A 24592-nucleotide genomic window follows, 5' to 3' on the forward strand; every position below is an offset into this window, starting at 1 on the left:
AAGAACAAGCCTCCCGGAAAATCGAAATCGTTTCCTCGCTTTCTACCCTTGGCGGCTAGTGGCGGATTTGCCATTTGGCACGCTTTCTCGGGGAAAAGAAGCTGTTCCTTCCTTTTCTGGATTGAATTCGCTGCTCGCAGATCAGATTCGCCGCCTCGACCGTTGTGATATTTTTTTCCTCGGCTTCCGAGAACACGCGGAGCAGCGAATGATAGATCGCTTTCGTTTTGGCCAACACCCTGTCTTTGTTCGGCCCGTACAGCTCATCCGATACTTGCATGATGCCGCCGCTGTTGACCACGTAATCGGGTGCGTAAAGGATGCCTTTTCGCTTTAAGTCGAGGGCGTGGCTCTCATGAAGAAGCTGATTGTTCGCCGCGCCTGCGATCGCTTGAACCTTGAGCTGCCCGATCGTGTGATCGTTAATGATGCCGCCGACGGCGCACGGTACGAAGAAATCGGCCTCTACGCCGTATATTTCTTCTCCCTTCACGGCGATCGCGGTTCTGCCGAGCTTACCGGCTCTTTCTACGACTTGGTCTATCGCGGTTTGTTCCACATCGGTCACATAGAGATCGGCGCCTTCCTGCAGCAAATGCTCGGAGACTTTAAAGCCGACCTTCCCCAAGCCTTGAATCGCGAACCGCTTGCCGCGCAAATCCTCATGCCCCCATAACGTTCGGGCAACGGCTTTCATGCTGTACAGAACGCCCAGAGCCGTCGGAATCGACGTTTCTCCCCCGCCGCCGTATTCCTCGGGCAGCCCGGCAATGCAATACGTTTCCTTGCACGCATGGACGAAATCGTCCAGCACCGTGCCCATATCCGTTCCGGTATAAAATCTCCCGTTCAACGAATCGATAAATTGTCCGTAGGCCCGGAACAATTCCGGGGTTTTATCCTTGGCCGGGTCTCCGATGATGACCGCCTTCCCCCCGCCGAAGTCCACATCGGCCGCCGCGCATTTATAGGTCATCGACTTCGATAAACGCAGAACGTCCTCCAGCGCTTCCTCGACGGTGGCATAAGGCCTCATCCGCGTTCCCCCCAAAGCCGGACCGAGCGTCGTATCGTGAATGGCAATAATCGCTTTCAAGCCCGTGGCGGGGTCGTTGCAAAACAGCACCTGCTCATGCTCCTGCATTTTTTCGAACAAGTCGGTCGTACGCGAGAACGCCGACGGTTTGATCTCGGACAATAACGCTGCTTTGTTCATCTCTAATTCCTCCTGAAACGATTCTCTTCTCTCTACACAAAAGTAAACGTTTTCAAAATAGCATGTAACGACGCTGCATTTCGAATAAAGCTATGCATTCATCTTATGTGTAACACTCCTTTATCGTTTGGATAAAACAAGCTATGATTCCTGTTTGTAACAGTTCACATACTAATACACCTCCATGATTCGCGCAAACATCCCTTTTAACGCGCGTGTTCTTTGATGTTTCAGCACTTTTGCGCGTTGAATGAGATTAGTGCTTAAGACAGGTATTCTATTTCTACTATTCCAATTTTTATAAAAATATTTGTAATATATTGACTATTATTATATGATACGGTATATTATAGTCGAATATGGTTTTGAATACTTATTTTTCTATAACCATATTCACAATCTTATGCGGGAGGCGTGGCGAAAGCATCTTCAAAATTTTCAGAAAATTCTCATAAAAGCGAAAGGAGATGATACGAATGACAAACAACAATTTCGATCTGGACGTTCAAGTGAAATCGGTTAATCCGGCAAACTCGAGCTTTAATTACACGCAATCTTGCTATTCTTCTCAATGCTATTCTTCCAAATGTTATTCGGACAAATGCTATTCTTCCGATTGCTATACCGGCAGACATCAGTGCGGCTACACCCACGGCGCCAGCTGCTAATCGGTTGATTTCATTCGGCTTTCGCCAGCTGCTGCAAACGATTCGGAGGCAAGTCCTCCGCACGAAAGGAGATGATACTTATGGCAAACAACAATTTCGATCTGGATGTTGAAGTGAAAGCGGTTAATTCGGCAAACTCGAGCTTTGGTTTCACGGCAGACTGCTTTTCTTCTCAATGTTTCTCTTCCAAATGCTTTACGGATACTTGCTTCTCCTCCGATTGCTTCACTGGCAGACATCAGTGCGGCTACACCCGGCAACCGGGTTGCAAAAGATAACATGAATTAATTCAGCTTTCGCCAGCTGCCGCAAACGATTCGGAGGCAAGTCCTCCGCACGAAAGGAGAAAATATTTATGGCAAACAACTATTTCGATCTGGACGTTCAAGTGAACTCGGTTAATCTGGCAAACTCGAATGCTAGGCTCACGGCGATCTGCGGTCCCACGGTAGATTGCTATACTGCTACTGAACGATGCTATACTTCCAAATGTTATACGGTGGATAAATGCTATTCTCACGATTGCTATACCGGCAGAGATAGATGCGGCTACACCACGAATTGCAAATAACATAAATTCATTCGGCTTTCGTCAGCTGCCGTAAACTATTCGGAGGCTAGTCCTCCGCACGAAGGGAGATCATATTTATGGCAAACAACCATTTCGATCTGGACGTTGAAGTGAAAGCGGTTAATCCGCTCAATTCAAGCCTTGGTGTCACGGCAACTTGCATTACTTCTCAATGTATCACTTCCAAATGCATTACGGCTTCTTGCATTACCTCCAAATGCATTACCGGCAGAGAACAGTGCGGCTACACCCACGGCCTCAGCTGCTAATCGTATGAGTTAATTCAGCTTTCGCCAGCTACCGCAAAATACTTCGGAGGAACGTTCGCGTTCTTCCGAAGTATCTCTTACAACTCGATAACGGAAGGTGAGAACGACATGTCAGTTCAAATGGCCCCCCCTCAACCGACGCCAGCTCATGCTCATCCAAGCGTTTTTCAGGCGCTTGATTTTTTTATTTTGAGGATGCCTTTATTGCCTGTGGAACTACTCCAGAGCCTTTCTATCGATCTAAATGAAGATGAGGCGCTTAGCCGCAAGCTATGGTTCGAGAAATTGGCCGCCTACGCCGAATTGCCTGTCATCCGGGAGGCCATTGCCATATCCAGCTTGCCGCTGCTTCAAGCTTTGCCCAATTTAACCAATCAGGAGCATCCGCGCAAACAAGATCAGGCCGTCAAAGGCTTTCTGCGCTATTTGCTGCGCATGACCTCGCGTCCGACGCCTTTTGGTTTATTTTCTGGAGTAACATACGGAAATTTTGGGGAGCGGTATGCGTTCGGGCTTCAGCCCGTAGCGGCCCACACCAAGCGAGCCCGCCCGGATATGGAGTGGCTGCTGAAAGTGCTGTCCGACTTGGAAAGCCGGTTCGACATCATCAAGCAATTAAAGGTCAGTCTCAATGCTTTGGCTTATCCCGCAGGCTCCCGCCTTTACCTGCCTTACCTGACCAAGTATGGCGTCAAGACGAAAAGCAATGCTGCAAGCGCTATGGAGAGCTCCTCCGTTCGCCTTACTCCGGCTGTGAAGCAGGTGATGGAACTTACCCGTCAGCCCATTCCCTTTTGCGAGTTGGCGCTGAAGCTGCACAGCCAATTTTCCGATACGTCACTCGAGCAAATAAACCAATTTCTGTGGCAGCTGGTTCAGCAGGAAATCATCATCTCAGACCTGCGCCCGCCCCTTATGACCGCCTCGCCTCTCGATTATGTACTCCGGCGTTTAGCCGATGTCACAGGCGTGGAGGACGAGAGGGCGAAGCTGGAAACAGCCGCAGCCCTCATCGCGAGCTATAACCGTACGGAAATCGGACAAGGCGAACCCTTATATCACAAGCTCACAGGGCATATGAAATCCGTTGCCGAAACGGATAATCTCCTGCAAGTGGATCTGGCCCTCTCGATGGAGACATTGACCCTGCCCAAATCCGTTGCGCAAGAGGTCGAACGTGTCGCCGAAGTGCTATGGCGAATCTCTGGGGAACGATTGGGAAGCTCGCATTTGGAAAGCTACCGCGCGGATTTCATGGAGAAGTACGGGACTTACCGCGAGGTCCCCTTGCTGGAGCTGCTGGACGCAGACATCGGGCTTGGCGCTCCGGCCGGATATGAATTTCCCCGGAGCAGACGCAAGGAAGATAGCTTCCCTTCCTTCGCCCAGCAAAGGAAAAAGTGGCTGCTGACCCAATGGGTCATGACATGCCTCCAGCAAGGGCTGCAGGAATTGGAGCTGACCGACGACATGGTGATGCAGCTTGAACCTATGCCGATGGAGGAAAAGCACGCGCCCCGGTCGTTGGAATTGTATTTTGGTCTTGCCGCCCGATCCGGTCAGGCGGTGGAGGAGGGCGACTTTCACCTGATTGCCGGAGGAACGACGGGCAGCTACGGCGCGGGCAAAGCCGTCGGCCGTTTTGTCGATTTGTTCGATTCCTCCTTTGTAGACAAGCTCAAGCAAATTGATCAATTGGAGCAAAAGCTTCATCCCGAAGCGATTCTCGCCGAACTCGTTTATTTTCCGGGAGACGGCCGGGCAGCCAATGTTGCTTTGAGCACGAACATTCGCGAATACGAAATCAATATCGGCACCAACTCAGCCACAGATCCGGAGCATACGATCCCGCTCTCCGATCTGGTCGTCGGCATGTCTTCGAGCGGTTTTTATTTGCGGTCTCTGGCAAAAAACCGAAGGGTCATTCCGGCGACAAACCACATGCTGAATACGTCGAACTCGCCTAACGTCTACCGGTTTTTGCGCGAGTTATCGCTGGAAAACCAGCGCAACATTGAATTTTTTGAATGGGGCGAATTAAGAACCCTTCCTTTTTTGCCGCGGTTAAGGTACAGCAAAACGATCATTGCGGCGGCCTGCTGGAAGTTTAACGGGGATCTGCCGCCGTTTCGCGAGAACATGACAGAACCGCAATGGCGGCAAGCTTTTGAAGCGTACCGGAAGCAATGGAATTTGCCGCGATTTGTATACTTGACCCAAGCGGATAACCGCCTGCTGCTGGATCTCGATCACCCGCTTCATCGGGACGAATTATATCGGGATTATTCGAAGCTGCAGCCCGGGGGGCAGATCGTCTTAACCGAAACCGGCTTTGCGTTTGAGCAGCTTCCCGAGAGCGCAGCCGGGCACTACGTGACCGAGTTTGTCTTTCCTCTCGTTAAACGGGACCTGCCGCAAGCTTCCTTGCAGCCGGATCTCGGCGGAGCTCTCGCCTCTTCCCCCAACCGCCTCGCCGAGAGATTGAAAATGCCGGGCAGCGAGTGGCTGTATCTGAAATGGTACGGTGCGGATCAGCGCGCCGACGCATTTATTGGGGGACCTCTGCGGGAGTTTTGCCGACAGGCGGAGGAGCAAGGGTGGGCGGCCGGCAGCTTCTTTATGCGCTATGCCGATCCCGATCCGCATCTTCGCTGGCGTTTCTGCGGCCATCCCGAGCAGCTACACACCGCGCTGCTGCCGCAGCTTTACCGGTTTACGCGGCAGTGCGTGGAAGACGGACTATTGTCCCGCTTGGTGATTGATACATACGATCCGGAAATCGAGCGGTACGGGGGCCAGACGTTGATCGGGGTAGCGGAGCAACTGTTCTGTCTCGACAGCCGGGTCGTCGCCGAATGGATTCACGCCAGACAATCGGGACACATCAGCCTGAATCCGCACTTGCTGGCTGTCATCAGCGTCATTGATATCATGGAACGATTCGGGCTGTCCTTCTTCGAGCAATTCGAGTGGCTTAACACGATAGTACAGCATAAGGATCATTTGGAGCTGTTCCGTCAGCATCGACCTTTCCTTATAAAATTCGGGGATGCCAGAGAAGACTTTGCCCAGCTTCGCCAGCTTCCTGAGGGAGCGGCTATCCTGCCGATGCTCCAGGCCCGCGGCGAGGCAATAGCCCGGTACACGGAAGGAATCAGGACCTGCCAAGCGGAAGGAACTTTGACCAATACTCCGGAAGATCTGATGCAAAGCGTGATCCATATGCATTTGAATCGGCTGTTCGGCATCCAACGGGAAGAAGAGCAGAAGGTGTTGACACTAGCCAGACATACGTTGTACAGCTTGCAGCATGTTAGGAGGAATCAGTCATGAGCTCGGCTGCGGAAGAAGCATCCCTAACTATGAATCTAACAAATATTGTGCAATCCTTTCGCTATTGGCCCCGCGTGTTTCGACTGCTGTGGCAAACGCACAAACCGTATTTCTTATTTATTCTATTTTTTAACATCCTGCGCGGCGTCTCGCCGGTCATCTCGCTGCTGCTGCTCACAACCTTGATCGACAGCATAGGCGCCTCCTGGGATACGGGTTTTCAGACCGTGCTTTGGCCTTTTATTTGGCTCTTTGCGTTTACCGCACTGAATGAAGCGCTGTCGCTGATTCAAAGTTACGTCAGCAAAATATTTGAAACGCTGCTTAGCAATCGGATCACCATTCTCATTGTGGAGAAGTCGATTTCTCTTTCACTTAGCGATTTTGAGAACTCTCAGGTGCAGGACGCTCTGAAACGCGCCCAGAACGAGGCAGGTCATCGACCCTATCAAATTCTGCAGCAGATTTTGTCCATTATGAGCGCAACCATCACATTATTCTCTATCACAGCTGTGCTCATTTCGTGGAAATGGTGGGCGGCATTTCTTCTGATCTTTTTTCCGTTGACCTCCTTCTATTCGTTTCTGAGGATCGGGCAGCAAGAGTTTATGATTCAATGGAACCGGGCGCCGAAAATGCGGACTACGTGGTATTTGTCCGTGCTGCTGACAAGGGATATCTCCTTTAAGGAGATCAAAGTGTTTCAATTAGGCCGCTATTTGCTCGGCAAATATAACGAGCTGCTCCTCCAGTTTTTTGCGGAAGACAAACGCATGATCAAGAAGCGGCTCGGCGCTGGAGCCATTTTTCAAGCAGCCCAGGAAGGGGTTAACGCCTCGATGTTTCTTATGGTCTTATGGTCTGCCTTTAAACGCGAAATTTCGATCGGCCAGGTCGTCAGTTATACCCAAGCCATTACGTTGACTTTGGTTTCATCGCAAAATTTAACGCAAGGCATCCTTTCCTTATGCCAGCACAATTTATTTTTACAGCAGCTATTCGCTTTCCTGGATCTGCAGTCCTCCGATCCTTCCGCCAGAAAAATCGGCGCTTCGGAGGCTTCCCGTGCGGCGAATGCGCCCGTCATCCAATCGGTGGAATTCCGCAATGTGTCTTTCCGTTATCCCGGCAACAGTCATCCCGCCCTGCGGAATGTCAGCTTTACCCTGCAGCGCGGAGAAACGCTCGCTATTGTAGGGCGCAACGGGTCTGGGAAGTCAACTCTGATGAAGCTGCTGACGCAGCTGTACGATTCCTTTGAAGGAGACATTCTCATCAACGGCGTCTCGATCCGCGATATGGACTGCGAAGTCTTTCGCCGCAAAGTCGGCGTCGTTTTCCAGGATTTTGTCCAATACGAGATGCAGGTCAAGCAAAATATCGGTTTTGGCAACGTAGCCAAAATGGAGGAGGACGCCGAATTGTGGAAGGCGGCAGATCGGGCGGGCATCGCCGGTTTGGTCCAATCCATGCCTGCAGGCCTTGCCACACAGCTCGGACGCCTGTTTGATGAAGGGCAGCAGCTCTCCGGAGGACAGTGGCAGCGGATTGCCATCGCCAGAGCCTTCATGCGCGAAGCTGAGCTCTATGTGCTGGACGAACCAAGCTCCATGCTCGATCCGGAAACGGAATTACAGGTGTTTCAGGCGTTTCGGGAACTGGTCCGCGACCGGTTAGGCATCTTCATTTCCCACCGTTACTCCGCCATCCGGTACGCCGACCATATTCTCATGATGGATCAAGGCTCTGTTGTCGAGCAGGGCAATCATCAACAGCTCATGCAGCAGAACGGGATGTATGCCGAGCTTTATATGATGCAAGCGAATGCTTATTTGGATGCCGATCAGGAGCGTAAAGCGCGTTCGGCCGTTTGATTGCGGAAACCATGATCCGAAGGGAGACATCGGAATGAACCTGAAAGAAACTCGCGAGGCCAACTGGCCGCCGCTTGAAGACGCGGAACGAATCGAGCGGGTCCGCTCGATTGTGATGGAGATAGCCCAGCGTTTGAAGGAACCGGGAGACATCGAGCAATTCGCCCTCGCGCAAGAACAGGAACAGATCGAGCAAGGGAAGTTCTACATCAAGTGGGACGGGCTTCAACTTGCGCGGGGGTATTCGGGTTTATGCCTGTTGTTCGGCGAACTGGATCGCCTGGAGCCCGATGGACAATGGGACGTTACAGGTCACCGCTATGTTGTTCTCATGCAGCAAGCTCTGGAACGGCAAGGAATCGAGTCCTTATCTCTCTGGACCGGTATGGCCGGAGTCGTTACGGGCATCCAGGCTTTGTCGCGGCAGGGCACCCGGTACGAGAATATGCTTCGGAGCCTCAACGACTTTTTCCTGCGCATGTTCCCGGAGTACATGTATATTGTCCGGAGAAATATAAAAGAAGGCGCGCTCATGTCCGATTACGACGTGATACAGGGCTTAAGCGGAATAGGCCGATATTTGCTGCACTTTAAAGAGCAGCCTGAGATGCGCCTTGCGCTTACGCAGGTGCTTGAGTATATGGTTGAGCTGTACGAGTACAAGGAGGTGCAAAACACGCAGGTTCCGGGATGGTATATTTCGCCCGACCGGATTATGTCAACCTCGGATCAGGAGTTATATCCCGAGGGCTACTTCAACTGCGGAGTTTCCCATGGCATTCCGGGTCCCTTGGCTCTGCTCTCCCTTGCGCATCAGCAAGGCGTAGAAGTGGAGGGCGGGCGGGAAGCCATCCGATCCGTCGCCGAGTGGTTGATGCGGTTTACGATCAAGGATGAGTACGGCTCGTACTGGCCCGCTCATGTCTCGTGGCAAGAGCAAATAGCGGGTGCGGCAAGCGGCTCGCCGCCTCGCGAAGCTTGGTGCTACGGCGGGCCGGGCGTAGCGCGTACGCTGTGGCTCGCGGGGCAAGCGCTCGGGGAACCGGCGTGGAAGCAAGCGGCGATTGAATCGTTTCTTGGCACGGCCCGGCGTCCCGAACAGCTGTGGAACTTGCATTCCTCCACATTTTGCCACGGCTATGCCGGTCTTCTGCAAATGACACAGCGGATGATCGCAGACACGGGGACCGCGGAGCTGCTTCCTTTACGCGACCATCTTGTCGATCGTATTATTCATTCCTTTGACGCGAGTGCGCCTTACGGCTTTGAAGAGCTGGAGGCTGGGGAAAAGCAGCATTTCGCCGGACTGCTGGATGGGGCTGCGGGTGTTGCGCTCACGCTGCTGGCTGTCGTGCAAGATCGGGAGCCGGAGTGGGATTGGATTTTCCTGTTGAAATAATTTATCGCTCTAGCCGACGGTACGCTGACCGTCGGCTCTTTCTTTTCCGCCTTAATTAAAATGTAAAAAAGCAATCATTTTCATTATAATAGCTAAAATTCTTTATATAATCGTCAATTGTTGGATTTGGCAGCTGATGCTTTGTATTATCAATAATATCAAATACAACTTGGCCGGAAAAAAACCACTGCAAGTTATGTTCAACAGAAAATTCCGGATATATTTCCTCAACCGTTTCATCGTCAACATCTACCATATCATCCAGATAAACAATCGTTTCCTTGTCAATATATTCCATGTCGGCATGAACATATAAAGCGTGTTCGTCTAATACATCTTGAGGAATTGAAATAAGCTCTTCCATTGTTAATGGAACTCGAATCCATTGTTTACAATCCATTATTCGCTACCCCCACCAGAAAATAAAGTTTGTCCACTAACGTATTTTAACACAACTGCATCCCAACTAAAAAGCGGCCCGCCGGAATCGCTCCCGGTGAGCCGCTCTGTTTGCTTCTTAGATTTTCATCACTCCGCCGGTGCTGGCGGAGGTGACGAGCTTGGAATAGCGGGCCAGATACCCCGTCTTCACCTTCGGCTCGAAGCCTTTCCAGTTCGCACGGCGGCGTTCGAATTCCTCATCGTTGACCAGCAGCTCGATTTTGCGGTTGACGAGATCAAGCTCAATGATATCGCCATCCTCAACGAATGCGATCGGACCGCCTTCCGCCGCTTCCGGCGAGATGTGGCCGATGCTGATGCCGCGCGATGCGCCGGAGAAACGGCCGTCCGTAATGAGACCGACCTTCGCGCCCAGTCCCATCCCGACGATCTGCGAGGTCGGGGCGAGCATTTCCGGCATGCCGGGACCGCCTTTCGGGCCTTCGTAACGGATAACGACGACGTGGCCTTCTTTTACTTTGCCGTTGGCGATGCCTTCCAGCGCCGCTTCCTGCGAATCAAAGCAGATCGCTGGGCCCTTGTGATAGCCGCCTACGGACTTGTCCACCGCGCCGACCTTGATGATCGAGCCGTTCGGCGCCAGGTTGCCGAACAACACCGCCAAGCCGCCTTGCTCCGAGTGCGGATTGTCGAGCGTATGGATGACGTCCGTGTTCAAAATGTCGCAGCCGGCTACGTTTTCGCGCAGCGTTTTGCCGGTTACGGTGATGCGGTCGCCGTACAGCGCGCCCGGCTTTTTGAACAATTCGTTCAGAACGGCGCTCACACCTCCGGCATTATGCACATCCTCGATGTGGTAATCGGAGGCCGGGGCGATTTTGGCCAAGTGCGGGATGCGCTTCGCCACTTCGTTGATCCGCTCGATCGGGTATTCGAAGCCCGCTTCGTGCGCCAAAGCCAGCGTATGCAGCACGGTATTGGTCGAGCCGCCCATCGCCATATCCAGCGCGAACGCATTGTCGATCGCTTCCATCGTCACGATATCGCGCGGCTTAATATCCTTTTGAATCAGCTCCATAAGCTGCTTCGCGGAACGCTTCACGAATTCCCTGCGGTCTTCGGATACCGCCAAAATCGTGCCGTTGCCCGGGAGCGCCAGACCGAGAGCTTCCGCCAAACAGTTCATCGAGTTCGCCGTAAACATGCCGGAGCAGGAGCCGCAGGTCGGACAGCCGTATTGCTCTAGCTCAAGCAGGTCTTTATCGTCGATTTTGCCGGCTTGGTAAGCGCCCACGCCTTCGAACACGGAGGACAGCGAGATCGAACGACCGTCGCTCGTCTTACCCGCTTTCATCGGACCGCCGCTGACGAAGACCGTCGGAATGTTGACACGCAGCGCGCCCATCATCATGCCCGGCGTAATTTTGTCGCAGTTCGGGATGCAGACCATGCCGTCGAACCAGTGCGCGGACACGACCGTTTCGAGAGAATCGGCAATGATCTCGCGGCTCGGCAAGGAATAGCGCATGCCGATATGCCCCATGGCAATGCCGTCGTCTACGCCGATCGTATTAAATTCAAACGGCACGCCGCCCGCTTCGCGAATCGCTTCTTTCACGATCTTCCCGAACTCCTGCAGGTGAACGTGACCCGGAACGATGTCGATATACGAGTTGCAAACCGCGATAAACGGCTTGTCGAAGTCCTCCTCTTTGACGCCGGCGGCACGCAGCAAGCTGCGGTGCGGAGCGCGGTCAAAGCCCTTTTTGATCATGTCGCTTCTCATTTTTCCCTTGGACATTCGCTTAAAGCCTCCGTTTCCATCCCTATGAAAGTAGAATTTTACGATTTAACGCTTCACTCGATTGTATCACGTTTCCCCGGAATTGAAAACGTGAACCGGACTGGAAAAATGCCCGGTTCCCCGGCTGACGGGGCGTTTTTGCGGCCCGGTCGGCAAATCTGTTATAATTCGGTTAGCTTCAGGAATTTAAGTATCGGAGGATGCGTCATGACGGAGTTTGATTTTTTGTACGACGGTACGGAAGAAACGAGAACCCGCTTCGTATGCGTCGTCGGCGAAACGCTGCGGCGGTTCGATCTGGCGATTACGAGCACGAATCGTTTTTATGGAAAAAAATTAGTGACCGACATACAAACGGGACGGACAGCGGTCATCGGACCGGATGATCTGGAGGAAGAAGGATATCTGGAGCATGCGTACAAGCTCAACGAAGAAGAAGCCAACGAGCTGCGGGCGTTTCTGAGCGAGGTTGTCGGCCCGATCAGCTTCTCGGATATTTGAACGGATAACGGGAGACGGGATTACTTCACTAGTAAGCCCGTCTTTTTCTCTGCCTCTCTGACTTTACCCGATCCTCGCGTACCCAAGTGAACAAGACTTCTTTAACGGGGCGCAGCCCCTTTGCGGTACTGCTCCGGAGTGACGCCTGTCGCTTTAGCAAAGGACCGGTACAGCTGACTTGGACTCGAAAATCCCAAACTGTAGCTGATCTCCGTGACACTGGCTCGCGTCCTCGCCAACTGCTCCTTCGCCTGTTCGATCCGCAGGCGCAAAATATATTGATAGGGCGTCACGCCCACCGTCTGCGTAAAAGAGCGGATAAAGTGAAACTTGCTCTGATAAACGAGCGCAGCCAGCCTCTCCATCGTCAGCCGTTCCGTATAATGCGCATGAATAAACTCCAGAACATCCGTCATCCCCGACACGATCGCCCGATCGGCATGCTGTTCGTTCAGCCCGCCGGAGACGCGCGAATCCTTTTTCCCCACCACGCACTGTATGTAAGCCAGCACCCGGCCTTCGGTTTCTTCTACCGCCAGCGGGTCGGGACCGTCGCGAAGCAGCAGCTCGGAAGTCCAAGCCTTCATACGTTTTTTAATGTCTTCGGGGTTAAAAAGCGGCCGCGAATCCAGCTCCGGCTCCTGTTCCGACCCTCCTTCGGCAAGCAACTGCTTTCGGACCTGCACGATATATACGCCCCCATCCGGGCCGAGCGAAAAATGATGCTCCTCCCCCGGATGCTGGATCAAAGCATGGCCTCCGCTGATTGCATACACTCTCCGCTCCTGCGTCAAGCGGCACGTGCCGGTGACGGGAATGGTGATTTGGTAAAAATCGTCGTGGGCATGAGGGATATTTTCAAACGTATTTTCGATGCGCCATAGTTCCATGTTCGGCGTAATTAAATTAAATTGCATGTCCGGTCCCCCTCCTTCCCGCCATTATAGCAAAAATTGCTCGGACGTTAAGCAATTTTTGCGGCGACTTCGTCCGCCTCCTCCCTTAAGATTAGAAAGAAAAAAAGGATGGGTGCCTATGAACGCTAAAGACACGTTAAACAAAACCGCCTCGGCCGGCATGCTTGCGCTGACCGGGGTCAGCCTGGCGCATCTGCTGAACGACGCGATGCAGTCCGCCATTCCTGCGGTATTCCCGATCTTTCAGCAATCGATGCAGCTCAGCTTCGCGCAAATCGGCTGGATCGCCTTCGCCCTGAACATCACCGCCTCCGTATTGCAGCCGCTTGTCGGCTATTATACCGACAAGCGTCCGACGCCTCTGCTGCTTCCGGCCGGCATGGTGTTCTCGCTGCTCGGCATGATCGGGTTCGCCTACTCGGCCAATTGGTGGATGCTGATTGCCTCTGCCTTGCTGCTGGGGATCGGCTCGTCCGTGCTGCATCCCGAATCTTCGCGGGTTGCCCACATTGCCTCCGCCAAAGGAAGAGGACTGGCCCAATCCATCTTTCAGGTCGGGGGCAACACCGGACAGGCGCTGGCTCCCTTAATCGTCGCCTGGCTCGTGGTGCCTCAAGGACAACGAGGGCTGCTCTTATTCTCGTTCGCCGCTGTATTGGGAATCGTGCTGCAGGGCGTCGTCTCGGGCTGGTACCGGCGTCATCTTGGCGCTCAGGCTTCCAAGAAACGGAGCGCATTACCGGCCGATCCGAAGCCCTTGAAAAAAGGATATGTCTCCTTCGTCATCGGACTGCTGATTGTCTTGCTGTTCTCCAAATTTGTGTATATGGCCGGCATGACCGGCTATTATGCCTTTTATTATATGGACCGGTACGGGTTGTCCTTGGAAAAGGCCCAGCTTTGCTTGTTCGTGCTGCAAGCGGCCGGCATGCTCGGGACGCTGTTCGGCGGCCCGCTTGCCGACCGGTTCGGACGGAAGCGGATCATCTGGTTTTCCATTCTCGGCACCGCGCCGTTCTCACTGCTGCTGCCCTATGCAACGCCGTTCTGGGCCGCCGTGCTTTGCTTTATGATCGGCGCCATACTCATGTCCGGGTTTACGGTGATTATCGTGTACGCTCAAGAGCTGCTCCCGGGAAAGGTCGGAACCGTCGCCGGGTTGTTTTTCGGATTGGCTTTCGGACTCGGCGGGCTCGGATCTGTCGTCCTGGGCTCGCTGATCGATAAGACGAGCGTCTCCTTCGTCATTCAGCTCTGCGCCTTCCTCCCGCTGCTGGGCGCCGCAGCCCTGCTTCTGCCCAAAGACGTAAGCGCAGTCCGGCAAACGCCGGAAGCGGAGACGGTCTCGGGCAGGCTGCCTGCCGAATCCCGGTAAGCCTGGCCTGCGCTCCCAAGCTAAAACAGAACAGACCTCCGGGCCGCATCGGCAGCCTTCGGAGGTCTGTTTCATTGGAATCTTCGGCTATTCCCAAGGAAAATCCGTAATCAAATAATCGGCAAATGCCTTGCTTTGCTCCCGGCGAATTCTGCGCATTTCCGCCCGGTGCTTCGCCGTTTCGTGCAGCCGCTTCTCTTCCTCCGTCTCCGGAACGACTTGCGGCACCGCGACGGGCCGCTGGTCATCATCCAGCGCGACGAAGGTCAGAAAGGCCGTTGCCGCGATTTTCCGCTCGCCGGTAATCAGGTCCTCGGTGATCACTTTGACGAACACCTCCATCGAGCTTTTGCCGGTCCACGTGACGAACGATTCGAGACAGACTGATTCCGTTTGCCGCACGGGCGACAAAAAGTCGACGGAGTCGGTAGATGCGGTAACGACGTTTTCGCGGCAATGCTTGGAAGCCGAAATCGAAGCGATATCGTCAATATAAGCCATCAGCTTGCCGCCGAATAGCGTATCGTGATTGTTGACATCAGTCGGGAACACCCGGGAAGTCTTGTAGCATCGCGATTGTTTGGCATATTGTTGTTCCATAAGTCAGGCGCCCCTTTACATTATCCTATCAATTTCATTAATCCCCTGAATTCCAGCTCTTCAAACTTGCTCAGGACCGTTTGCCTGTCCATTTCCCAGAAGCAGCTTTCCAGCGCGCAGGCGACGGGAGCTTCGCAGCAAATCGTAGCCAGGCTTCGCGAGAGGTGAAGCATGTCGAGCTGCGTCTCGATCTTGGAGCGGACGCCCTTCGGCAGCAGCGCAAGATTTTCTAAAATCCCTTCGATGGATTCGTACTCCACCAGCAGCTTGAGCGCCGTCTTTTCTCCGATGCCCTTCACACCCGGGTAATTATCCGCCGTGTCGCCCATGAGCCCTTTGAGATCGATAATTTGATTCGGTGTGAGCTGCATTTCCTCAAACAGCGATTCCGGACTGTAGACGGCGTAATTGCCTTGGCCCTTCTTCATAATCACGACGCGCACCCGCTCAGCCACGAGCTGCAGCATATCGTGATCTCCCGTCAGTATGTATACTTCCGCGTCCTGACTATAGTGCTTCGCCAGCGTGCCGATGCAATCGTCAGCCTCATACCCGGTGATGCCGACGTTCATGACGCCGAAGCTGGACGTTACTTCTTTGACAAGGTCGAACTGGGGAATAAGCTCTTCCGGGCAATCGACCCGGTTCGCCTTATATTCCGTGAATTGCTCGCTGCGGAACGTTTTGCTCCCCATGTCCCAGCAGCATACGATGTGTGTCGGCGCAAACCGCTGAACCGCGTCCCAAAAATATTTCACGAATCCGAATACAGCGTTCGTCGGCGTCCCGTTGCTCGTCTTCATAATATATCCGCTGTAGGAAGTGGCATAAAAAGCGCGGAACAGCAAGGCCATCCCGTCGACGAGCAGAACCCGCGGCAGCGTCGCATTGTTATCATGTATATCGTTTGTATCCTTCAACTGCTCCAAGCTTCATCTCTCCCATAAATCGTTATTCCTTCATCATTATAACACAGGTTCGCATGCCGGGACGGAACGTTTGCACATGCAAAAAGACCCAGCCTCTTTCCACTCCAAAAAAAAGAATCCCGATCGATTCGGAGACCTGAAAGGCCCCCTGTTCGATCAGGATGAATTAGGTTAATAGCCCAATGGCTACAGCTGTTCCGTCCGTTCGACGATTTCCTTCACGATGCCTTGAATGACTTTTGCATTATCCTCTACAAAACCAGGGAAAAGCAGATCCAAATGCTCGCCCTTCAGCTCATATTCCGTATACCGGGTTTGGGTTGCATCCTTCCAAAAAAAGCGGTTATATTTTACTTCTTCCCCAGTATCCGAATTTTGTTCAACCAAGCAGTGGATGTTTGCTTGAACTGCCCCTGAGTTGACCAGATCGCTTAAATAGTGGTGGTAAGCATAAATTTTCTTCCTGACTTTCTCTTTGGTCACGGGGGCGTTTAGGACTTGGTTGTACGGCTCAGGCACATACGCAAATAAGTAGTCGGTTTCATAATCGAGTCTCTCAGGCAAGCCAACAGCATAATTCCGTCTTGTCGAATCCACGATCAGGACATCAGACACTTCGTACCCCTTCTTTTCCATCGCTTTCGCCACTTCAAAGACCAGATTGCCTCCTGCCGAATAACCGAGAAGCACATACGGTCCTTGCTCCTGAATGCGCAGAATCGATTCGATGTAGGAATCATACAAGTCTGCATGATCCTTGTAATTCTCGATGAAATCAAGCGTGTACACCGTGCAGTGGTTGTTCAGGTGCCTGGCCATATCTGAAAACATCATGCCATATCCGAGCACTGGCGGGAAGCAGAACACATTGAGAAAACCAGGGCTATTGAGCTTGATGATGTTGCCGCCGCGGTGATATTCGTACTTGGTAAACTCAAGCTGCAAGAGTTCCGCAGCCAACGCTTCGACCGAAGGATAATCATAGACGACGCGAATGGGGATATCCACCTGAAGCTCATCATAGATTTTTTCGGTCAATTGCAGCACCTTTAAGGAATGGCCCCCGATGTCAAAGAAGTTGTCTTTCACACTTACACGCTCACGCCCCAGTACGTCTTGGTAGATTTCAACGAGCTTCGTTTCCATGGGGGTATGCGGAGCTTCGTAATCCTCGCCTTCGATTAGCGATGCATCCGGTTCAGGCAGTGCCCGCCGGTCCACCTTGCCGTTCGGATTTAGTGGAAGATACTCCAGCTGAACAAAATGAGCCGGTATCATGTATTCCGGAAGCTCCTGCAGCAGCTCGCTCCGTATACGGCTCGCCGGGATGGCTTCCTCCGCCGAGTAGTAGGCGCACAAATATTTCCCGCCACCTTCCTCTTCGCGGACGACCACCACCGCTTGCTGTATGCTCCCGATCTTAAACAGCTCGGCTTCGATTTCCGTAAGCTCGATGCGGAAACCGCGGATTTTCACCTGCTCGTCGATTCTTCCCTTATACTCCAACACGCCATCAGGACGCCATCTGGCCAAGTCTCCTGTACGATAGCAGCGGCCTCCGCCGGCAAACGGATTCGGGATAAACTTCCCAGCCGTCAACTCCGGTTGGTTCAAATAGCCGCGTGCTACGCCGTCCCCGCCGACGAGCAGTTCCCCCCATGCGCCAATAGGAGCCAGCTTGTTTGCCACGTTGACGACGTAAGCGGTGGAGTGAGCAATCGGACGGCCGATCGGCACAGCTTCCGTTTGTTCCCCGACAACCCTATGCGTGGTGGAAAACGTGGTATTCTCCGTAGGTCCATATCCATTGATAAAATGCAGCGACGGATGCTCGCGAAGCACACGGTTGACATGGGGCACGGACAAAACATCCCCACCGACAATAAGCGTGTGCAGACCGCTAAACAGGCCGATGTCCTGCTGGGACAATTGACAAAACAACGGGGACGTCAGCCACAACGTCGTAATTCCATAGGCTTGGATCGCTTCCTTCAGCTTCGCCGCACTCAAAATAACGTCCTTATCGACGAGATAAAGCGTGCCCCCATTCAACAAAGCGCCCCAAACTTCAAAAGTGGAGGCATCGAAGACGACCGCGCCGGTTTGCAGAATCCGCGTGTTTTCATCCAGCTCGACATAATTCGTCTGTTTCACGAGTCGCACGACGTTGCGGTGCTCGACCATAACGCCCTTAGGTCTTCCCGTCGACCCCGATGTATACATGATATAGGCGAGCTGCTGCGGGTCATGTGTGGCTGCTGAGCCTGCGTGACGCGCTTCAATGTCCGCCAGCGGAGCCTTTACAGACGCCTCGTTGATATCCAAGATTTGTTCGATGGCGTCTGAGAAAACTACCGCTCTTTCGCGGGAAGCCTCAGAGGACAGCAGCACCCGGACGCCGGAGTCTTCCAGCAAGTAACGAATACGCTCGTCCGGATAATCCGGATCAATCGGAACATAAGCACCCCCGGCTTTCAGAATGCCGAGGATGCCGGCAATCATATCGATGGAACGCCCAGCGATAATGCCGACAAACTCTTCCTTCTCTATGCCAGCTTTCTCCAAAGCCGCGGCAATAGTGCTGGACCGCCCGGCAAGCTCCAGGTAAGTCAGGGATTCCCCGCCGCACACCACAGCGGTCTGATCAGGCAGGCGCCGGGCCTGTTCTTCAAATAACTGGTGGATCGTGAACTCCCGGGGATACGGAGCCGCAGCCGGGTTGAATCGCTCAAGCAGTTGCTCCTTCTCTTCCTTCGATAGAAAATCGGCTTGCAGGAGGGGCAGCTCCGGTTCAAACAACACCACGGAAAAGAGCTTGTGCAGATGCGCAAGCAGCTGTCGGATGAACCCCTCCTCATACTTGCTGCCCTCATACGAAACCTGCACGGAAGCCGCCCCATCCTGCCAGTCAAAATGGAACGCAAGCTCGGCAACCACTTTCTCGGCATGGTTCTCGGTGTGAAGCTGATTGAGCGTTACCCACGTGGCGATCAAGGGAATCCCGCTGGCAAGCAGCGGGATTTGCACCTGTCCGGTGTAATTCCAGTAAGGCAGGTTTTGATGCTCGATGGCTTCAGATACCGAGCTGCTCAGGCTGTTCAGCAAGCTGCGGAAGTTCGTATCCGGGCTGATCCGGGTTTTGATCAGCAAAAGCGGATTTACTGGAGCAGCGCTGTCGCCTAGAGCCGGGACTGGAGGCGTACCGACAATCAGTTGCTCTTCATTCGTGTAAGCATAGAGCAGCGCCTGGACACCCGCCATCAAGACCATAAATACGGGAAGCGGCGCTCCCCCGCCAGTAATCGCGGCGATCCGGCCGGAAATCTCCGGCGCAAACGTGTTCGATACATGTTGGATGCCCTCAGGAGCATTGTTCCGGCCGCTTGTATAAGGAAAGGCCGTTACCCGATCCTCACTATCGAACCTGTCCTGCCAAAACGTCCTTTCCTTCTCAAACATGATTTGCATGGGGCCACCTCCGAATCAGAATGTAAAATGAATCGTTTCCTGTATGGGCTTGCTTTGCCCAAGGCCGCTTCCGAATTTCCAATCGTTAATGGCCCCCGCAGGATTGCGCCCAATCTCTGCCAGCAACGTTGTAAAATGCCTGGCGAGCTGTTCCACGACCTGCTTGTTAAACAGCTTTGTTGAATATTCGATGGTGCCCAGCAGCCCTTCCTCGGCCACGCTCATCGTTAAAGTCAGATCGAATTTGGCTGTTGCAAGCTCTTGAGCGTAAGACTCAAAGGTCAGCGATTCCATCGTTGATTCCTGGTGTTCTAAATTGTCAAACATAAATGCAGCGTCAAAAAGCGGATTGCGGCTCGGATTGCGCGGAACATTCAAGCGTTCCATCAGCTCCTCCAGCGGATATTCCTGATGCTCGAACGCCAGCAAGGTCCGTTCCTTGACTTCTTGCAAATAGCTGAGAAAGCTTTTGTCCTTCGCCGGATAATTGCGGAGCGGTATCGTATTGACGAACATGCCAACGATTCCTTCCAGGTCGGTGGACAGCCGTCCTGCTACCGGCGAGCCGATAATGATATCTTCCTGGCCGCTGTACTTGGACAACAGCACCGTATAGGCGGCGAGCAGAATCATATACATCGTCGTACCGGTTTCGGCGGCCAGCTTGCGCAGTATTTCCGCGGTTTGCGGCTCTACCGTAAATTCGAGATTCGCCCCTTCAAAGCTGCGCTGGGCAGGTCTTGGGTAGGCGATAGGCAAATCCAGCACCGGCAGTGTGCCCGACATATGATCCAGCCAAAATTCCTCTTGCTTGCGGCGGCGCTCAGAAGACGCCGCTTCCTGCTGCCATACGGCGTAATCCTTATACTGAAGCGTGAGTGGAGACGGCTCTTGACCGTTATAGAATTGCGCAACCTCCTGAACGATAATTTGCGACGATACGCCGTCGGTAATAATATGGTGCATGTCGATCAACAGCAGGTGGCGGGCCGGCTCCAGTTCGATAAGACGAATGCGGATCAGCGGCGGACGCTGCAAGTCAAACGGGCGGACGAAGCTGCGAATATGATGATCCGCCTCCGCTTCCGGTATTTGCACAAATTCCAGAATAAAATCGACATCGTCGTAAACCCGCTGTATGACTTGGCCATCCACGATGCCAAAGCCGGTTCGCAGCATCTCATGCCGCTCAATCAGACGAAGGAAAGCGTGCTCCAACCGCCCGCGGTCAAGTTCACCCTTCACCAAAAGCACGGTCGGCATGTTATAGCTCACCTCTCCTCCTGCCTGGTGGCTAAGCAGATAAAGCCCCTTTTGCGCAGATGTTACCGGGTAATACTCCATAACCGGCGCTACTGGAATCGTTGCATACGCCGATTGCTGCAAGCTCTCTGCTGCTTTTGCCAATTGTTCGATGGTTGGAGCGCGGAACACCTCCCGCAGCGGGATCTGAACGTTCATTTCTTTGTAGATACGCGCCACCATCGCGGTAGCACGCAGCGAATGTCCGCCGATGTCGAAGAAATTGTCCTTGACACCGACCCTCTCCAGTCCCAGCACATCCTGCCAAATGAGCGCAAGCTGTTCCTCCGTCGTCGTGCGCGGTGCCGCATACTCTTGCCCCGATTGTACAGCTATTTCCGGCGCCGGCAGTGCCTTGCGGTCGATTTTGCCACTGACCGTGAGCGGCATCCGTTCGACCTGCACAAAGTACGTCGGCAGCATATAGCTTGGAAGCTCTTTCGATAGCGCCTCGCGCAGCTCGCCTGCCGTCAGCTCTTTTGTCGCTACATAGTACGCGCACAGCAACTTCTGGCCTTGGCCGTCATCGCGGGCCACTACAACGGATTCCAGCACCGAGTCGATGCGGAGCAATTCGGTTTCCAGCTCGCCCAGCTCAATTCGGTAACCGCGGATTTTCACCTGATGGTCGATCCTGCCCAGGTACTCGATGTTCCCATCGGGCAGCCATCTGGCCAGGTCTCCGGTCCGGTACATCCGCTCCCCTGCCACAAATGGATCAGCCGTAAACTTCTCCGCTGTTAATTCCGGACGGTTTAAGTAACCTCTTGCCACCTGCACCCCGGCGATGCACAGCTCGCCTGCCACCCCGACCGGCTGCAACTGCTCCGTGCCTTCCTTCAGGATATACAGCCGTGTATTGCGAACCGGCTTGCCGATCGGAATCGCCGCATACGCCCGGTCCGGCTCGCAATCGAAGTACGACACCTCGACCGTCGCTTCCGTCGGTCCGTACAGGTTCACCAGCCTCGCTCCGTTTAGCCGCCCAAACGTTTGGTAGAAGCGAGACACATGCTGCTGCGGCAATGCTTCCCCGCTCGCGGATACCAGCACCAGGCTCGCTGTTTGCTCGGCAAGCTCGTGCTCCGGCTGCTGCTCGGCATAATCCAGGAACGCAGGCAGCATCGTAGGCACGAAATGGGTCCGGGTGACGCCATAACGCCCTATCGTCTCCAGAATGCGCTCCGGGCTTTTCTCCCCGCCTGGGATAAGCAGGCACACACTGGCACCCACCGTTGCCCAGCCGAACAACTCCCATACGGACACGTCGAACGTAAACGGCGTCTTTTGCAGGATCACATCGCGTTCGCCGACTTGGTAGCGCTGCTGCATCCACTGCAGTCGGTTAAGCACGCCGTGATGCTCGATCATAACCCCCTTCGGCTTGCCGGTCGAGCCCGACGTATAGATGACATACGACATATCGCGCGGACCGGAACCAAGCGGCAGGTTCGTCGCGTCTTCGGCATAAACTGCTTCTTCGTTCAGGCAAATAACGCGGCTTTCCAGTTCACGAGGCACGCGGTCCAGGAAGCGGCTTAGCGTCAGCAGCAGCCTCGCTCCCGAATCTTCGACGATGTAGCGGATACGCTCGGCCGGATACTCCGGATCGATTGGCACATAAGCGCCGCCTGCTTTCAGGATCGCGTAAATGCCCACGATCATCTCCAGCGAGCGCTCGACCATGATCGCCACCGGCACATCTGCGCCAACGCCTTCAGCGCGCAGCGTCCGCGCCAGGCGATTCGCACGCTCGTTCAGTTCGCGGTATGTCAGCCGCTCATCCTCGAACAGCACTGCTGTCCACTCCGGCGTGCGGGCCGCTTGCTCCTCGAACAGCTCATGAATCGTCCGCTTCTGGGGATACTCCGCGGCCGTGTCGTTGAAGCCGTGCAGCAGCAGCTCCTTCTCCTGCGGACTCATCACATCAAGCTCGGCCAGTTTCAGCTCCGGATTCAATGTGACAAGCTCGAGCAGCCGGATAAAATGTCCGCTCATCCGCTCTAGGCTCTCCCGTTTGTAAAGGGATACTGCGAACTGGAAGCTGCACATCAGCCTATCGTCCGCTTCTGCCGCTTCCAGCGTCAGGTCGAACTGGGCGGCTGTAAAACCATGCCCATAAGGCTGCAGCTCAAGGCCCTCGAACCCGGCCTGCGCCCGCGTGGCATGCTGCATGACAAACATCGTGTCGAACAGCGGGTTTCGGCTTAAATCACGCTCAAGGTCCAAGCCTTCGATCAAATCCTCAAACGGATAATCCTGGTGCTCGAACGCATGCAGGACGTGTTCTTTGACTTCTTGCAAGTAAGCGGCGAATGTTTTCTCCGCAGCCGGATAGTGCCGCAAGGCCAGCGTATTGACGAACATGCCGATCATCGGCTCCAGGTCGGCATGGCATCTTCCGGCCGTCGGCGTACCCACCACAACGTCTTCCTGTCCGGTATAAACGTGAAGCAACGCCGTGTAGGCAGCGAATAGCACCATATACAAGGTCGTGCCCGTTTGCAAGGCCAGATTCCGCAAGCCCTCAAGCTGATCCTTGTCTATCGTGAATCCGAATAGGTCCCCTTCAAAGCTCCGTACAGCAGGACGCGGGTAATCCGTAGGCAAATCAAGTGTAGGCGGCCGACCTTCATAACGCCTCAGCCAGTAGTCCTTCTGCTTGCCGAGCCGGTTACGGAAGGCATCCGACTGCGTCCATACCGCATAATCTTTATATTGCAGCGCTAGAGGCTGAAGCTGCTCTCCTTGGTACAGCCGGGCAACCTCATCAAGCAAAATGCCCATGGAAACGCCGTCGCTGATCATATGATGCATGTCAAAGAGCAGCAAATGACGCTCCGCTTCCAGTTCGACCAGTTCCACCCGAAGCAGCGGAGCCTGAGACAAATCAAAGGCACGGATAAATTTGCGGGTCACAGCCTCAAGCGGCTCGGCTCCGTCATACTTGTGAACATTCAGCTTAAAGGGAACCTCCGCATAAATTCGCTGTACCGGCTCGCCCTTCACAAGCTCAAAGCCTGTCCGCAGCGAAGCATGGCGGATCATCAATTGGCGGAACGCTTCCTCAAACCGGACAAGGTCCAGCTTGCCTTGCAGCATGACGGTCCCCGGCATGTTGTAGCCGAGCTCGCCGCCCTCCAATTGATTCAAAATGTAAAGGCGGTTTTGCGCCGGAGTCAGCGGATAGTAATCGCGCTCGCTAGCGACCGGAATCGAGACGTAGCGGTCTTGGTCCATAGCATGCAGCGCTTCTGCCAGCTGCTCCACCGTCGGATGCTCGAAAATCGTTTTGACCGGCACATTGCGGTCAAATTCTTTATGGAGCGTTGTCGCCAAAGCGGCAGCCCGCAGCGAATGTCCGCCGAGTTCGAAGAAATTGTCCTTGATGCCAATCCCCGGTATATCGAGAATATCCTGCCAGATGTCCACCAGCTTGGTTTCCAGTTCACTGCGCGGCGGCACATAGTTCGTGCCGCTTTGTCCGCTGACGTCGGGCTCCGGCAGCGCCTTGCGGTCGATCTTGTCGTTCGGCGTCAGCGGCATCGCTTCCAGCTGCACGAAGTGCGCCGGCGCCATGTAGCTTGGCAGCTCTTCTTTCAGCGCTTGGCGCAGTTCGCTCGCCGCCAATTCCTCGCTTGCCACGTAGTACGCGCAGAGCTGCTGCTGGCCTTGGCCGTCCTCCCGCGCGATGACGATCACTTCCTGCACCGCTTCCACCTGCAGGAGCTTCGCTTCGATCTCGCCCAGCTCGATCCGGTAACCGCGGATTTTCACCTGATGGTCGATCCGGCCCAAATATTCAAGCCGCCCGTCCGCCAGCCATCTCGCCAGGTCGCCCGTCCGGTACATCCGCTCTCCGCTGAAGCGGCTGGTCACGAATACCTCCGCCGTCAGCTCCGGACGATCCAGGTAGCCTCTGGCCAGACCCACACCGGCTACGCACAGCTCGCCTGCCACGCCT

Annotated in this window: 17 protein-coding genes; 8 read left to right on the plus strand and 9 right to left on the minus strand. The window is 54.1% G+C overall.

From position 1 onward, the window contains the following. Positions 1-55: 55 nt before the first annotated feature. Positions 56-1216, minus strand: a complete 1161-nt coding sequence (locus BLO51_RS10655; protein ID WP_090670882.1) for a Glu/Leu/Phe/Val dehydrogenase dimerization domain-containing protein — start codon at positions 1214-1216, stop codon at positions 56-58. Positions 1217-1692: 476 nt separating this feature from the next. Here BLO51_RS10655 and BLO51_RS10660 point away from each other — a divergent pair, with 476 nt between their 5' ends. Beyond that, on the plus strand, positions 1693-1884 hold the full coding sequence (locus BLO51_RS10660; RefSeq protein ID WP_090670885.1) for an elgicin/penisin family lantibiotic: 192 nt from the start codon (positions 1693-1695) through the stop codon (positions 1882-1884). Here BLO51_RS10660 and BLO51_RS30255 read toward each other — a convergent pair. Then, complete coding sequence (locus tag BLO51_RS30255) at positions 1881-2165, minus strand: hypothetical protein (RefSeq protein WP_245719617.1); 285 nt, start codon at positions 2163-2165, stop codon at positions 1881-1883. The genes BLO51_RS10660 and BLO51_RS30255 overlap by 4 nt on opposite strands. 74 nt (positions 2166-2239) lie before the next feature. Here BLO51_RS30255 and BLO51_RS31175 point away from each other — a divergent pair, with 74 nt between their 5' ends. The 5 genes from BLO51_RS31175 (at position 2240) to BLO51_RS10675 (ending at position 9330) form a co-directional block, all read left to right on the plus strand. Beyond that, complete coding sequence (locus tag BLO51_RS31175; RefSeq protein WP_143006865.1) at positions 2240-2455, plus strand: elgicin/penisin family lantibiotic; 216 nt, start codon at positions 2240-2242, stop codon at positions 2453-2455. Positions 2456-2532: 77 nt separating this feature from the next. Then, complete coding sequence (locus tag BLO51_RS31180; protein WP_143006866.1) at positions 2533-2724, plus strand: elgicin/penisin family lantibiotic; 192 nt, start codon at positions 2533-2535, stop codon at positions 2722-2724. 210 nt (positions 2725-2934) lie between these two features. Next, positions 2935-6057, plus strand: coding sequence for a lantibiotic dehydratase (locus BLO51_RS10665; RefSeq protein ID WP_245719621.1), 3123 nt, complete (start codon positions 2935-2937; stop codon positions 6055-6057). Further along, entirely contained in the window at positions 6054-7931 is a 1878-nt protein-coding gene (locus tag BLO51_RS10670) for an ABC transporter ATP-binding protein (protein ID WP_090670891.1), read from the plus strand. Before BLO51_RS10665 ends, BLO51_RS10670 begins: the two co-directional genes overlap by 4 nt. 34 nt (positions 7932-7965) lie before the next feature. Beyond that, positions 7966-9330: a lanthionine synthetase C family protein gene (locus BLO51_RS10675; protein ID WP_167670172.1), complete on the plus strand. Its 1365-nt coding sequence runs from the start codon at positions 7966-7968 to the stop codon at positions 9328-9330. A 55-nt stretch (positions 9331-9385) separates the two neighbouring features. Here BLO51_RS10675 and BLO51_RS10680 read toward each other — a convergent pair whose 3' ends face one another. Both BLO51_RS10680 and ilvD read right to left on the minus strand, forming a co-directional pair. Beyond that, positions 9386-9730, minus strand: coding sequence for a DUF7716 domain-containing protein (locus BLO51_RS10680; protein ID WP_090670897.1), 345 nt, complete (start codon positions 9728-9730; stop codon positions 9386-9388). Positions 9731-9847: 117 nt separating this feature from the next. Beyond that, entirely contained in the window at positions 9848-11533 is a 1686-nt protein-coding gene (ilvD, locus tag BLO51_RS10685) for a dihydroxy-acid dehydratase (protein WP_090670900.1), read from the minus strand. 210 nt (positions 11534-11743) lie between these two features. Here ilvD and BLO51_RS10690 point away from each other — a divergent pair, with 210 nt between their 5' ends. Continuing rightward, a complete protein-coding gene (locus tag BLO51_RS10690) occupies positions 11744-12037 on the plus strand; it encodes a DUF3055 domain-containing protein (RefSeq protein ID WP_090670903.1) in 294 nt (97 codons plus the stop codon). Between the two features lie 101 nt (positions 12038-12138). Here the strand turns inward: BLO51_RS10690 and BLO51_RS10695 are convergent, their stop codons facing one another. Next, complete coding sequence (locus BLO51_RS10695; protein ID WP_090670906.1) at positions 12139-12954, minus strand: AraC family transcriptional regulator; 816 nt, start codon at positions 12952-12954, stop codon at positions 12139-12141. 118 nt (positions 12955-13072) lie between these two features. Here BLO51_RS10695 and BLO51_RS10700 point away from each other — a divergent pair, with 118 nt between their 5' ends. After that, positions 13073-14329 (plus strand): MFS transporter, encoded by a 1257-nt coding sequence (locus tag BLO51_RS10700; protein WP_090670908.1) that lies wholly within the window; start codon positions 13073-13075, stop codon positions 14327-14329. Positions 14330-14416: 87 nt separating this feature from the next. On the opposite strand, the gene BLO51_RS10705 is transcribed toward BLO51_RS10700, so the two are convergent. The 4 genes from BLO51_RS10705 to BLO51_RS10720 form a co-directional block, all read right to left on the minus strand. Next, a complete protein-coding gene (locus BLO51_RS10705; RefSeq protein ID WP_090670911.1) occupies positions 14417-14929 on the minus strand; it encodes an acyl-CoA thioesterase in 513 nt (170 codons plus the stop codon). Positions 14930-14949: 20 nt separating this feature from the next. Beyond that, a complete protein-coding gene (locus tag BLO51_RS10710; protein WP_090670914.1) occupies positions 14950-15858 on the minus strand; it encodes a 5'-3' exonuclease in 909 nt (302 codons plus the stop codon). Positions 15859-16044: 186 nt separating this feature from the next. Next, on the minus strand, positions 16045-19326 hold the full coding sequence (locus BLO51_RS10715; RefSeq protein ID WP_090670918.1) for a non-ribosomal peptide synthetase: 3282 nt from the start codon (positions 19324-19326) through the stop codon (positions 16045-16047). A gap of 15 nt (positions 19327-19341) precedes the next feature. Continuing rightward, positions 19342-24592: amino acid adenylation domain-containing protein (locus tag BLO51_RS10720; RefSeq protein WP_143006868.1), on the minus strand; the 5251-nt coding region annotated here is incomplete at its 5' end.

The organism is Paenibacillus tianmuensis (assembly GCF_900100345.1).
GTDB lineage: Bacteria > Bacillota > Bacilli > Paenibacillales > NBRC-103111 > Paenibacillus_G > Paenibacillus_G tianmuensis.

Bases quoted from the DNA above. Each gene is read 5' to 3' on its own strand.
- BLO51_RS31175 (WP_143006865.1), top strand. From the start codon at position 2,240: ATGGCAAACAACTATTTCGATCTGGACGTTCAAGTGAACTCGGTTAAT.
- BLO51_RS30255 (WP_245719617.1), bottom strand. From the start codon at position 2,165: ATGTTATCTTTTGCAACCCGGTTGCCGGGTGTAGCCGCACTGATGTCT.
- BLO51_RS10675 (WP_167670172.1), top strand. From the start codon at position 7,966: ATGAACCTGAAAGAAACTCGCGAGGCCAACTGGCCGCCGCTTGAAGAC.
- BLO51_RS10670 (WP_090670891.1), top strand. From the start codon at position 6,054: ATGAGCTCGGCTGCGGAAGAAGCATCCCTAACTATGAATCTAACAAAT.
- BLO51_RS10660 (WP_090670885.1), top strand. From the start codon at position 1,693: ATGACAAACAACAATTTCGATCTGGACGTTCAAGTGAAATCGGTTAAT.
- BLO51_RS10715 (WP_090670918.1), bottom strand. From the start codon at position 19,326: ATGCAAATCATGTTTGAGAAGGAAAGGACGTTTTGGCAGGACAGGTTC.
- BLO51_RS10705 (WP_090670911.1), bottom strand. From the start codon at position 14,929: ATGGAACAACAATATGCCAAACAATCGCGATGCTACAAGACTTCCCGG.
- BLO51_RS10700 (WP_090670908.1), top strand. From the start codon at position 13,073: ATGAACGCTAAAGACACGTTAAACAAAACCGCCTCGGCCGGCATGCTT.
- ilvD (WP_090670900.1), bottom strand. From the start codon at position 11,533: ATGTCCAAGGGAAAAATGAGAAGCGACATGATCAAAAAGGGCTTTGAC.
- BLO51_RS31180 (WP_143006866.1), top strand. From the start codon at position 2,533: ATGGCAAACAACCATTTCGATCTGGACGTTGAAGTGAAAGCGGTTAAT.
- BLO51_RS10655 (WP_090670882.1), bottom strand. From the start codon at position 1,216: ATGAACAAAGCAGCGTTATTGTCCGAGATCAAACCGTCGGCGTTCTCG.
- BLO51_RS10690 (WP_090670903.1), top strand. From the start codon at position 11,744: ATGACGGAGTTTGATTTTTTGTACGACGGTACGGAAGAAACGAGAACC.
- BLO51_RS10680 (WP_090670897.1), bottom strand. From the start codon at position 9,730: ATGGATTGTAAACAATGGATTCGAGTTCCATTAACAATGGAAGAGCTT.
- BLO51_RS10695 (WP_090670906.1), bottom strand. From the start codon at position 12,954: ATGCAATTTAATTTAATTACGCCGAACATGGAACTATGGCGCATCGAA.